We start from the raw sequence: 11918 nt of genomic DNA on the forward strand, positions 1-11918 counted from the left end.
GTGCCGATCTACGTCTACCGCTGCGACTGCGGCCTGCGCTTCGAGCGGCTGACCTCGTTCGACGCCGACGCGCCGGCCTGCCCGGAGTGCGGCGGGGCGACGCGCAAGATCCCGGCCGGCTTCAGCCTCGGCGGGCAGGCCGACGCGGGCCTGTCGAAGGAGCAGATGCCGCAGACCTGGCGCGGGGTCTACAACGGCAACCGGGAGTACGTGACCCGGATGCAGAAGCAGTGGGAGCGCCGCCAGAAGCTCGAGTCGGCGTATCCCGAACTGGCCGGCGACCAGCGGCCGATCCTCGCCCACGAGGGCCGCTACCACGACGCACCGCTGCGTGCCGGGGACCCGGTCCTCGGAAGCGGCGCCGGTTCGGGTTCCGCGGGCACCGGGCACGGGCATGGGCACGGACACGGGCATGGGCACGGCCACGGGCACTCGCACGGCCCGGCCGAGCCGGCCGCCGAGAAGCCCTCCACGGCCGCGCCCCCGAAACCGTCCGGGTCGTCGCCGGGTTCATCGTCCGGTTCACACTGAGCGCGTGAGTCAGCAGGACCTTCCCCGAGACCTCCGTGCCCTGCGTGGCGACCTCGCCGCCGCCGTCGGCGGCGAGGTCCGCTTCGACGCCGCGCATCGGGCGATGTACTCCGCCGACGCGTCGAACTACCGCCGGGTGCCGATCGGGGTGGTCGCGCCCCGGGACGCCCCCGACGTCGAGGCCGCCGTCGCGGTGTGCCGCGAACACGGGGTCCCGGTGCTGCCCCGTGGCGCCGGCACGTCGATCGCGGGGCAGGCCGTCAACACCGCCGTCGTGCTCGACTTCACCAAGCACATGAACGGCATCGTGGAGATCGACCCGGACGCGCGCACCGCGCGCGTCCAGCCCGGCCTGGTGCTCGACACGCTGCGCGACGCGGCCCGCCCGCACGGGCTCACGTTCGGTCCGGACCCGTCCACGCACAACCGCTGCACGCTCGGCGGGATGATCGGCAACAACGCGTGCGGCTCGCACTCGGTGGCCTGGGGCAAGACCGTCGACAACGTGCACGCCCTCGACGTGCTCACCTACCGCGGCGAGCGGCTCACCCTCGGCCGCGGCGAGCCGGGTCCGGGCGCCGGTGGCATCCCCGGTGCGCTGCGCGACCTGCGCGACAAGCTCGCCGACGACGTCCGCTCCGGCTTCCCCGACCTGACCCGCCGGGTGTCGGGCTACAACCTCGACCAGTTGCTGCCGGAGAACGGGTTCGACCTGGCCAAGGCCGTGGTCGGCACCGAGGGCACCTGCGCCACGGTGCTGGGGGCGACGGTCCGGCTGGTGGAGTCGCCGGCCGCCCGGGCGCTGGCCGTGCTCGGCTTCCCCGACGCCTACATCGCCGCCGACAACGTGGTGGTCGTCCGGGAGCACAACCCGCTGACCATCGAGGGCATGGACGCCGGGCTGATCGCGGCCTTGCGCGCGCACAACCCCGTGGAGCGGGCCAGCCGGGCGCTGCCGGAGGGCGGTGGCTGGCTCTACGTCGAGACCGGCGGTGACACCCGGGAGGCGGCCGAGGCCGCCGCGCACGCCGTCGTCACGGCCATGAGGCCCTACGGCGTCACCGGCAGCGTCGTGGTCGGCGACCCGGCGGCGATGAAGGCGCTGTGGCGGATCCGCGAGGACGGCGCCGGGATCCTCACCCGCAGCCCGGACGGCGGCGAGGCCTGGCCGGGCTGGGAGGACGCCGCGGTCCCGCCGCAGCGCTTCGGGGCCTACCTGCGCGAGTTCGACGCGCTGCTGGCCCGCCACGACCGGCGCGGCGCCTACTACGGGCACTTCGGCGACGGCTGCCTGCACGTCCGGATCGACTTCGACCTGCTCACCCGGGCCGGCATCGCGAACTTCCGGGCGTTCATGACCGACGCCGCCGACCTCGTCGTCGCGCACGGCGGGTCGCTGTCCGGCGAGCACGGCGACGGGCAGGCCCGCGCCGAGCTGCTGCCCCGGATGTACCCGCCGCAGATCATCGCCGCGTTCGAGGAGTTCAAGGCGATCTGGGACCCGGACGAGCGGATGAACCCGGAGCGCATCGTGCGGCCGGCCAAGATGGACGACGACCTGCGGATCTTCGTCGGGATGCCGACGCTGCGCGACGAGCCGGAGCTCGCGTTCGCGCACGACCGCGGCAGCTTCACCCGGGCCACCCGGCGCTGCCTGGGCGTGGGCAAGTGCGTCACCGCGTCGGGCGGGGTGATGTGCCCGAGCTACCGGGCCACCGGCGAGGAGATGCACTCCACCCGCGGCCGGGCCCGGCTGCTGTTCGAGATGGCGAACGGCCAGGTGATCACGGGCGGCTGGGAGTCGCCGGAGGTCGCCGAGGCCCTCGATCTGTGCCTGTCGTGCAAGGGCTGCAAGCGTGACTGCCCGGTCGGCGTGGACATGGCCGCCTACAAGACCGAGTACCTCGCGCAGCGTTACAAGGGCAAGCGGCGCCCGGCGTCGCACTACTCGATGGGCGCGCTGCCGCGGTGGCTGCGGATGGTCGGCAGGCTGCCGGCCCGTGCCGTCGACGCGCTGAACGCCGCGGCCCGCGGCCCGCTGGCGGCCGCGGTGAAGCGGGCCGGCGGCATCGCCCCGGAGCGCGCCATCCCGCCGATCGCGCGCCGCCCCTTCACCGCGACCGCCGCCGCCCGCTCCACCCGTTCCCCGTTGTCACGAACGGCACGTTCGGTCGAACCTATTGAACGAAAGTGCCGTTCGTGGCAGACGGGGGCGCCGCGCGGGCGGGTGCTGCTGTGGCCCGACACGTTCACCAACCACTTCGACCCGGTCATCGCCGCCGATGCGGTGGCGGTGCTGGAGGCGCTGGGCTACGTCGTGGAGCTCCCGCCGCGCGACGTCTGCTGCGGGCTGACCTGGACCTCGACCGGCCAGGTGGACGCCGCACGCAAGGTGCTGCGGCGCAGCCTGCGGACGATCGCGCCGTGGCTGGCCGCGGGCGTCCCGGTGGTCGGGCTGGAGCCCTCGTGCACCGCGGCGCTGCGCGCCGACGGCCCGGAACTGCTGCCCGACGAGCCGCTGGCCGCCGCGCTGGCGGGTGGCGTGCGCACGTTCGCCGAGGTTCTCGCCCACCACATCGACGAGTTGCCCGAGGTCGTGGTCGTGGCCGGGCAGAAGGCGCTCGTGCAGGTGCACTGCCACCAGCACGCCGAGATCGGTGCCGACGACGACAAAGCCGTGCTGGCCGCGCTCGGCGTCGAGGCCGAGGTGCTGGACTCCGGCTGCTGCGGGCTCGCGGGCAACTTCGGTTTCGAGAGGGGCCACTACGAGGTGTCGATGGCCTGCGCGGAGCGGGTGCTGCTGCCCGCGGTGCGGGCCGCGGACGCCGACGTCGCGGTGCTGGCCGACGGGTTCAGCTGCCGCACCCAGCTGCGCCAGGCCGGGACGCGCGAACCGGTGCACCTGGCCCAGCTGGCGGCCACCGCGCTCGGCCTGAGCTCGGGAGATGACGCGAACGGGTAGAACGCGCCCTGCGGGCCGGTACCGGCGTCAGCGGTCGTCTGCACCGGTACCGGGTGCCAGCCGGAGTTCGAGGAAGTCCGCGACGCCGGTCAGGCCGAGGATCCGGCGCACGACGAGCGGCGTGTCGCGTCGGCTCTCGTCGTGGAACACCCGGGGTTCGGTGAGGTGCAGGTGCCGTCTGCCCGTGTGCAGGACGCAGCCGCCCGCGGCCGCGACGTTGCGCACCCAGTCCGCGCCGGGCCCGTAGGTCAGGGCGACCACGTAGCCGTGGGAGGTCGGAAAGACGTTCACCGGGGTCCGGTAGGTGCGCCCTGAACGACGGCCGCGATGAACGACCACGCCGAAGCCCGGCAGCCAGGACGCGATCGGCGTGGTGACGTGGTTGAGAACCTTGCGGTTGAAGCGAGCCACGGCCCGTGGCAAGGGGGACATCGGGGCTCCCGGCTGGAAAATTCGCTGCTTGTTGAGTTTCAGGTCGGCGGTGCCGGCTTGTCAACGCATCGCGGCGACCGGCGCGGGACCCGTGGCGCGGCCGCGACTGTCGGGGTTGCGTGACAACCTCTTGTTCGAACGTCAGTTCGAGTATGGGAGGTCGTCATGCCCCGTCCGGTCCCCTTCGCCGAGGCCATCGCTGCGGTCCGGGTCGAACACCGGCTGTTGATCGACGAGGTCTGCGCCTGGAGCTGCGATCAGGCGGAGCCGGTCGATCCCGATCTGCTGGCGCTCGTCCTGGCGGGCGTCCGGCCGTTCGAGGGCGACCACGACTCGCTCACCCTGTGGACGCGTGTCGGAGTACGCGGCCTGCTCCGCTGCGAGATCCCGAACTGGTGTTTCCGGCACCGGGCGCGGTGGCCCGAAGGTGTCGAGATCGCACTCCGGCACTTCCTCGACTTCCTCGACGGCACCGGCCGGTTCGACGAGGGCAGCGATCCGTTGTGGGAGCTGCGCACGCCGCTGATCTGTTACGCCGGGCCCGGCCTGGACGGCAGGCCGCGGCCGGAGGGCGATCGGTCACCGATCCCGTGCGAGTGCTACCTGCCCTACCGGGAGTCCGCGGAGTACCTGAACGAGCAGATGGCGCGGGGAGCGCTCGTCGCGGACGTTCCGACGTCGGGCTCGCGGCCTGACGGCTGGGCCGAGTTCGAACCGGAGCCGCCCGGACCCGACCGATGGCCGCCGGACGCAGTGGCCGGATGGGACATGCCGAGCGGCGCTGCCGCGACCCGGGCCGGTCGCCGGCGTGGGCGGCGAGCCGGGTCGGGCGCCGCCCCTCGCTCGTCGCCGCCGAACCGGGGCCGGCGGTGACGGGCCGGGAACGGATCGTGCGGTACCGGTCGTCGACGCCCGGTCCGGGGAGTTCCGCGCGTTCGACCGGACGGCCGGCGCGCCGCTGGTCGAGGCCGTCGCCGCGAGCTGCGCGGTCCCGGGCATCTGGCCGCCGATCACCACCGGCGGGAGCCGCTGGATCGACGGCGGGGTGCGCTCGGTGGCCAACGCCGATCTCGCCGCCGGGTACGACCGCGTTGTCGTGCTGGCCCCGCTGACCCGCGGATTCGGCCCGGTGGTGGGCGTCGACGCCCAGGTGGAGACGCTGCGGGCGCGGTTCCGGGTGGCGGTGGTCAGCCCGGACGACGCGGCCCGGCACGCCATCGGGCGCACCGTGCTCGACCCGGCGCACAGGGCGTTCTCCGCCCGCGCGGGCCGGGCCCAGGCGCGGGCGGCGGCCGCGGCGGTGCGGGAGGTGTGGGCCGGCTGAACCGGCGGCGCCGGCCTCCCGATTAGCCGGTCGGTTCGTGCGGGTAGGCCGGAGCATGACAGAGGTCAGCACGGTGACGCTGAACAACGGAGTGCAGATCCCGCAGTTCGGTTACGGGGTCTTCCAGATCGAGCCGGCCCACACCGCCGACGCCGTCGGAGCAGCCCTGGACGCCGGGTACCGGCACATCGACACCGCCCAGGGCTACCGCAACGAGGAGGGCGTCGGGCGCGCCATCGCCGCCTCCGGCATTCCGCGCGACGAGCTGTTCATCACCACCAAGCTCGGCAACGACCGGCACGGCCACGACGAGGCGCTCAAGGCTCTCGACGAGAGCCTGGACCGGCTCGGCCTCGACCACGTGGACCTGTTCCTGATCCACTGGCCGCGGCCCGGGGAGAACCGGTACGTCGAAACCTGGAAGGCGTTCGAGCAGATCGCCCGCGAGGCCAAGAGCCGCGCGATCGGCGTCTCCAACTTCCAGATCGCGCATCTGGAACGCCTCGCCGCCGAGACCGGCACCGTCCCCGCGGTCAACCAGATCGAGCTGCACCCGTGGTTCCCGCAGGCCGAGCTGCGCGCCTACCACCGGGAGAACGCCATTGCGACCGAGGCGTGGAGCCCGATCGCGAAGGGCGGTGAGCTGCTCGCCGACCCCCGGCTCGTCGCACTCGCCGAGAAGTACGGGAAGAGCCCCGCCCAGATCGTGCTCCGATGGCATCTGCAGTTGGGCAACATCGTGTTCCCGAAGTCGGTCACCCCGTCCCGGATCCGGGAGAACATCGCCGTGTTCGACTTCGAGTTGGCGGCCGACGACGTCGCGACGATCGACGAGCTCGACACCGGCACCCGGCTCGGGCCCGACCCGGACGATTTCGGCTGAGTCGCCCAGCGGTCCTGCGGGGTTCGCCGCGGGGGCCTACCGTGGTGCGGCATGTTGGCAATCACCGATACCGCGGCCGAAGCCATCAAGTCCCTGACCGCCGGCGCTGAGCTTCCCGAAGGGGGTGGGCTGCGCATTGCGGCCACCGACCCGGATCAGGGCCTCGAGCTCTCCCTCGCGGCCCAGCCGATCGAGCAGGACACCGTGCTCAGCGGCGACGGGATCACGGTCTTCCTCGAGCCGGTGGCGGCTCAGGTGCTCGACGACAAGGTCCTCGACGTGCAGCCGGTGACCACGCCCGACGGCCAGGAGGAGCTCCGCTTCGCCATCGGCCCGCAGGCGGCGCCGAACGCGTGAGGGCCTGACCCGCACGATTCCCGGCCGGTGTGCGCAGCCGCGCACACCGGCCCTTTCGTGTCCCGGGGCCGGCACCGGTCAGTGCTCGGTGAGCCGCCCGCCGGCGACGGTCCAGCGCCGGGTGGTCCGCACGCTGTCGAGCATTCGGCGGTCGTGTGTGACCAGCAACACGGTGCCGGGGAAGGAGTCCAGCGCGGACTCCAGCTGCTCGATCGCCGGCAGGTCGAGGTGGTTGGTCGGCTCGTCGAGCACCAGCAGGTTCACCTCGCGGGCCTGCAGCAGTGCCAGCGCGGCGCGGGTCCGCTCGCCCGGCGACAGCGACGCGGCCGGCCGCGGGGCGTGCGCGGAGGTGAGCCCGAACTTGGCCAGCAGCGTGCGGACCTCGGACTCCGACCAGTCCGGCACCGCGTCGCCGAACGCGCGGGCCAGTGACTCCGGGCCGAGGAACAACCCCCGGGCCTGGTCGATCTCACCGACCCGTACCCCCGAGCCCAGCCCGGCCGTGCCCGCGGAGACGGGGATGCGGCCCAGCAGCGCGCCGAGCAGCGTCGACTTGCCCGAGCCGTTCGCCCCGGTGATGACGACCCGGTCGGCCCAGTCGACCTGGGCGTCGACGGGGCCGAGGATGAAGTCCCCGCGGCGCACCACGGCGCCGCCCAGGGTCGCCACGACCGTGCCGGAGCGCGGTGCGGCGGCGATGGTCATCCGCAGCTCCCATTCCTTGCGCGGCTCCTCCACCACCTCCAGCCGCTCGATCATGCGCTGGGTCTGGCGGGCCTTCGCGGCCTGCTTCTCGCTGGTCTCGGCCCGGTGCTTGCGGCTGATCTTGTCGTTGTCGCCGGACTTGCGCCGGGCGTTGCGCACCCCCGCGGCCATCCAGTTGCGCTGCATCTGGGCCCGTTCGTGCAGGGCGGAACGAGTGTCGGCGTACTCCTCGTAGGCCTCGCGGACGTGCCGCCGGGCCACCTCGCGCTCGACGAGGTAGCTCTCGTAGCCGCCGTCGTACACCGCGACCTGCTGCTGGGCCAGGTCCAGCTCGACGACCCGGGTGACGGTGCGGGCCAGGAACTCCCGGTCGTGGCTGACGATCACGCAGGCGCTGCGCAACCCCGTCACGAACCGCTCCAGGCGCTCCAGCCCGTCGAGATCGAGGTCGTTGGTGGGCTCGTCGAGCAGCAGCACGTCGTAGCGCGACAGCAGCAGGGCGGCGAGCCCCGCGCGGGCCGCCTGCCCGCCGGACAGCGCGGTCATCGGCGCGTCGAGCGCGACGCCGAGCCCGACCGTGGCCGCGACCTCACCGGTGCGCTCGTCCAGGTCCGCGCCGCCGAGGGCGAGCCAGCGGTCCAGCGCGGCCGCGTAGGCGTCGTCGGCGCCCGGGGCGCCTTCGCCCAGCGCCGCGGCGGTGCGGTCCATCTCGGCCTGCGCGGCGGCCACACCGGTGCGCCGGGCCAGGAACGCGGCGACGGTCTCGCCCGGGCGGCGGTCGGGTTCCTGCGGCAGGTGCCCGATCGTCGCCTCCGGCGGGCTCACCGTGACCGTGCCCTGCTCGGGGTCGTCCACGCCGGCGAGCAGCCGCAGCAGCGTCGACTTCCCGGCGCCGTTCGCGCCGACCAGCCCGGCGACGTCCCCGGGGGCGACCACGAGGTCCAGGCCGGAGAAGAGGGTGCGGTCGCCGTGGCCCGCGGCGAGGCCCGAGGCCTGCAGGATCGCGCTCATCGAGGGCGACGTTATCCGGAGGGTCCCGTTCGCGGATCGGCGGCGGCAGGATGCCGGGCATGACCGACCCGTATGAGCCGATGCCCACCGACTGGCAGCGGGCGCTCGCCGTCGTCGCCCATCCCGACGACCTGGAGTACGGCGGTTCCGGCGCCGTCGCGCGGTGGACCGGCGAGGGCCGTACCGTCGCCTACCTGCTCGCCACCCGGGGCGAGGCCGGCATCGACACGCTCCCGCCCGCCGAGTGCGGGCCGCTGCGGGAGGCCGAGCAGCGGGCCGCGGCGGCCGAGGTCGGGGTGTCGGACGTGGAGTTCCTCGACCACCCCGACGGCGTGGTCGAGTACGGGCTGCCGCTGCGCCGGGACATCGCCGTCGCGATTCGCCGGCACCGGCCCGAGCTGGTGATCATCTCCAACCACCGGGAGACCTGGCCCGGTGGCGGGCTGAACATGGCCGACCACCGTCACGTCGGGCTCGCGACGCTGGACGCGGTGCACGACGCGGGCAACCGATGGGTGTTCCCGGACCAGGGCGGGGAGCCGTGGGACGGGGTGCGGTGGGTCGCGGTGGCGGCGTCGCCGCTGGCCGGGCACGCCGTGGACATCGGCGCGACGTTCGACCGGGCCGTCGCCTCGCTGCGGGCGCATGACGCCTACCTGGCCGCCCTGGGTGGCGCGATGGCGGATCCGGAGGAGTTCCTGCGCCCGATCGCCGAGGCCGACGGCGCCCGCCTGCCCGGCGCGGAGCTGGCCGTGGCCTGGGAACTCATCCCCGTGTGAGTCGCTCGTGCGCGGTAAGTGGTGCCAGGGCACCAGTTACCGCACACGAGTGCTCTCAGAGCGCCGGGTAGTCGGTGTAGCCCTTCGCGTCGCCACCGTAGAAGGTGGTGTCGTCGGCCTCGTTGAGCTCGGCGTCCTCGGTCCAGCGCCGCACCAGGTCGGGGTTGGCGATGAACTTGCGGCCGACCGTGACCGCGTCGACGGCGCCGTCGGCGATCAGCCGCTCGAACTGGTCGCGGTCGGACTCGACACCGAAGCCGGTGTTGAGCACGTAGGTGTTCGGCCACAGCGCGCGCAGCTTGCCGACGATCGGATCGTCGGCCTCGGCGAGCACGTGCAGGTAGGCCAGGCCGAGCTCGGCGAGCTGGCTGGTCAGCGTCTCGTAGACGGTGAGGTCGTCCTCGCTGATGTCGTTGAAGGTGTTCCCGGGGGAGATCCGGATGCCGACGCGGTCGGCGCCGATCGCGTCGGCGGTGGCCTTCGCGACCTCGACGACGAAGCGGGCCCGGTTCTCCGCGGAGCCGCCGTAGTTGTCGGTTCGCTGGTTGATCCCGTCGGCCAGGAACTGGTGCAGCAGGTAGCCGTTGGCCGCGTGCAGTTCGATGCCGTCGATACCGGCGGCGACGGCGCGGCGGGCGGCGTCGGCGTACTCGGCGACCACGCCGGGCACCTCGTCGGTGGCCAGCTCACGCGGCGTGGGGAACTCCTGCTCCCCGCCTGTGGTGAACACCTTGCCGGCCGGGCGGACCGCCGAGGGGGCGACCGGGGTCTGCCCCGCGACGGTGTCGGGGTGGGAGATGCGCCCGGCGTGCATGAGCTGGATGACGATCTTGCTGCCCTTGGCGTGCACGGCCTCGGCGATGCGCTTCCAGCCGGCTTGCTGGGCGTCGTTGTGCACGCCCGGGGTGTTCGGGTAGCCCTGGCCGATCGCGGAGGGCTGGGAGCCCTCGCTGATGATCAGGCCGGCGCCGGCGCGCTGGGCGTAATACTCGGCCTGCAGCTCGTTCGGGGTGCCGTCGGTGTCGGCCCGGTTGCGGGTGAGCGGGGCCATCCAGATCCGGTTGGCCGTCTGCAGCGTGCCCACGGTGAGGGGCTGCAGCAGCGGGCTGTCGGCGGCGAGCGGGCGAGTCACGATTCTTCGAACCTCCTGCGATGGCATGCTCGTACGTGAGAGTTCAACCAGTCGGCCCCCGGGAGCCTTCCCCACCCGAGGATGCGAAAGATCACGTTTCCGGGAGCCCGCCTACGCTGCGGGCGTGAATCCCTCGACGGCGCAGGCTCAGGTGATCGTCGACGAGCTCGTGCGCTGCGGTGTCACCGACGCCGTGCTCTGCCCGGGCTCGCGCAACGCCCCGCTGTCCTTCGCGCTGCACGCCGCCGACGCGGCCGGCCGGCTGCGGCTGCACGTGCGCATCGACGAGCGCACCGCCGGTTTCCTCGCGCTGGGTCTCGCGCTGCGCTCCGGCCGTCCGGTCCCGGTGTGCACGACCTCGGGCACCGCGGTGGCCAACCTGCACCCGGCCGTGCTGGAGGCCTCGCACGCCGGGGTGCCTCTGCTCGCGCTCACCGCGGACCGCCCGCCGGAGCTGATCGGAAGCGGGGCGAGCCAGACCATCAGCCAGCCAAGGATCTTCGGCGACGCCGTCCGGCTGGGCCTGACCACGGCCGTGGCCACCCCGGCGCCCGGCGTCGCCGCTCGCTGGCGCTCCGCGGTGGACCGCGTCCTGGCCGCCGCCGCCGGGGTGCCGGGCGGGCCGCCCGGGCCGGTGCACCTCAACGTGCCGTTCGCCGAGCCGCTGGTGCCGCAGGCCGGCCCGGACTGGCCGGAGCCGCTGGCCGGGCGTCCGGACGGCAGCCCGTGGACGACGGTGCCGGGCGGGCGCCGCACGGTGCCCACGCTCCCGCTGGACCCGGCGGCGCCCACAGTGGTCATCGCCGGGCACGGCGCGCCCGCCGACGTCGACCTGGGCGGCGCGCCGGTGATCGCCGAGCCGTCGTCGGGCCGCTGGGCGGAGGGACTGCGGACCGGCCCGTGGCTGCTGGGTGCCTCGCCGATGGCCGTGCTCAAGCCGGCGCAGGTGCTCGTGCTCGGCCGGCCGACGCTGCACCGCCCGGTGCAGCGGTTGCTGGCAGACCCCGACGTCGCCGTCTACGCGGTCGCCGACGCGGCCGGTGCGCCCTGGACCGACGTCGCGGGGACGGTGCGGGCGGTCGGCGCCGCACCCGCGCTCTGCCCGCCCGACGGCTGGGCGGACCGCTGGCGCGCTGCCGACGCGGCGGTGAGCGCCGCCCTGGACGCCGCGCTGAACGGGCCGGACTCTCCGGCCGGCCTGCGGCTGGCCCGGGCGCTGCTCGCGGCCCTGCCCGGCGGCGCGGCGCTCGTGCTCGGCTCGTCCAACCCGGTGCGCGACGTGTCGTTGGCCGCGGTGCCGCGGGCCGGCCTCACGGTGCTGTCCAACCGTGGGGTGGCCGGCATCGACGGCACGGTCTCGACGGCGGCCGGCGCGGCGCTGGCCCACCCGGGCCCCAGCTACGCGCTGCTCGGGGACCTCACGCTGCTGCACGACACCACCGGCCTCGTCGTCGGGCCCGGCGAACCGCGGCCCGACCTGACCCTCGTCGTGCTCAACGATCAGGGCGGTGGGATCTTCAGCCTCCTCGAGCAGGGCGCGCCGGAGCACGCCGGTGCGTTCGAGCGGGTCTTCGGCACCCCGCACCGGGTGGACCTCGGTGCGCTGTGCGCGGCGACCGGGGTGGCGCACACCGCCGTGGCGGACCCGGCGGAGGTGGCCGCCGCGGTGGCGCCCGTGCCGGGGATCCGGGTGGTGGAGGTGCGGGCGCAGCGGGCGTCGCTGCGCGACGGGCACGCCGCGCTGCGCAAGGTCGTCGAGACCGCGGTGGCGCCGGTGCTCGCTGCGGGCTGAGCCCGACCGG

The 11918-nt window shown here is 74.2% G+C and carries 11 protein-coding genes; 8 read left to right on the plus strand and 3 right to left on the minus strand.

From position 1 onward, the window contains the following. On the plus strand, positions 1-531 hold the full coding sequence (locus HF526_RS20720) for an FmdB family zinc ribbon protein (RefSeq protein ID WP_169383203.1): 531 nt from the start codon (positions 1-3) through the stop codon (positions 529-531). A 4-nt stretch (positions 532-535) separates the two neighbouring features. Continuing rightward, positions 536-3493 (plus strand): FAD-binding and (Fe-S)-binding domain-containing protein, encoded by a 2958-nt coding sequence (locus tag HF526_RS20725; protein WP_338051629.1) that lies wholly within the window; start codon positions 536-538, stop codon positions 3491-3493. 27 nt (positions 3494-3520) lie between these two features. On the opposite strand, the gene HF526_RS20730 is transcribed toward HF526_RS20725, so the two are convergent. Further along, positions 3521-3925: a nitroreductase family deazaflavin-dependent oxidoreductase gene (locus tag HF526_RS20730; protein ID WP_169383205.1), complete on the minus strand. Its 405-nt coding sequence runs from the start codon at positions 3923-3925 to the stop codon at positions 3521-3523. A 165-nt stretch (positions 3926-4090) separates the two neighbouring features. Here HF526_RS20730 and HF526_RS34675 point away from each other — a divergent pair, with 165 nt between their 5' ends. Genes HF526_RS34675 through HF526_RS20745 form a run of 4 tightly spaced genes read left to right on the plus strand, consistent with a single transcriptional unit; the run spans position 4091 to position 6489 of the window. Then, positions 4091-4798 carry a hypothetical protein gene (locus HF526_RS34675; RefSeq protein ID WP_211177551.1) on the plus strand — a complete coding sequence of 236 codons (708 nt, stop codon included), beginning with the start codon at positions 4091-4093 and terminating at the stop codon, positions 4796-4798. After that, entirely contained in the window at positions 4734-5249 is a 516-nt protein-coding gene (locus HF526_RS20735; protein ID WP_211177552.1) for a patatin-like phospholipase family protein, read from the plus strand. Before HF526_RS34675 ends, HF526_RS20735 begins: the two co-directional genes overlap by 65 nt. Positions 5250-5304: 55 nt before the next feature. Then, positions 5305-6132, plus strand: a complete 828-nt coding sequence (locus HF526_RS20740) for an aldo/keto reductase (RefSeq protein WP_169383206.1) — start codon at positions 5305-5307, stop codon at positions 6130-6132. 51 nt (positions 6133-6183) lie between these two features. Next, a complete protein-coding gene (locus HF526_RS20745; protein ID WP_169383207.1) occupies positions 6184-6489 on the plus strand; it encodes an adhesin in 306 nt (101 codons plus the stop codon). Positions 6490-6567: 78 nt separating this feature from the next. Here the strand turns inward: HF526_RS20745 and HF526_RS20750 are convergent, their stop codons facing one another. Continuing rightward, positions 6568-8205, minus strand: a complete 1638-nt coding sequence (locus tag HF526_RS20750; RefSeq protein WP_169383208.1) for an ABC-F family ATP-binding cassette domain-containing protein — start codon at positions 8203-8205, stop codon at positions 6568-6570. A gap of 59 nt (positions 8206-8264) precedes the next feature. Between HF526_RS20750 and HF526_RS20755 the strand changes: the two genes are divergently transcribed. Further along, positions 8265-8984, plus strand: a complete 720-nt coding sequence (locus HF526_RS20755) for a PIG-L deacetylase family protein (RefSeq protein ID WP_169383209.1) — start codon at positions 8265-8267, stop codon at positions 8982-8984. Between the two features lie 55 nt (positions 8985-9039). On the opposite strand, the gene HF526_RS20760 is transcribed toward HF526_RS20755, so the two are convergent. Beyond that, positions 9040-10116 carry an alkene reductase gene (locus tag HF526_RS20760; protein ID WP_338051630.1) on the minus strand — a complete coding sequence of 359 codons (1077 nt, stop codon included), beginning with the start codon at positions 10114-10116 and terminating at the stop codon, positions 9040-9042. A 124-nt stretch (positions 10117-10240) separates the two neighbouring features. Between HF526_RS20760 and menD the strand changes: the two genes are divergently transcribed. Further along, entirely contained in the window at positions 10241-11908 is a 1668-nt protein-coding gene (gene menD, locus HF526_RS20765) for a 2-succinyl-5-enolpyruvyl-6-hydroxy-3-cyclohexene-1-carboxylic-acid synthase (RefSeq protein ID WP_169383211.1), read from the plus strand. Positions 11909-11918: the final 10 nt, after the last annotated feature.

This window comes from Pseudonocardia acidicola (assembly GCF_012911935.1).
Classification (GTDB): domain Bacteria; phylum Actinomycetota; class Actinomycetes; order Mycobacteriales; family Pseudonocardiaceae; genus Pseudonocardia; species Pseudonocardia acidicola.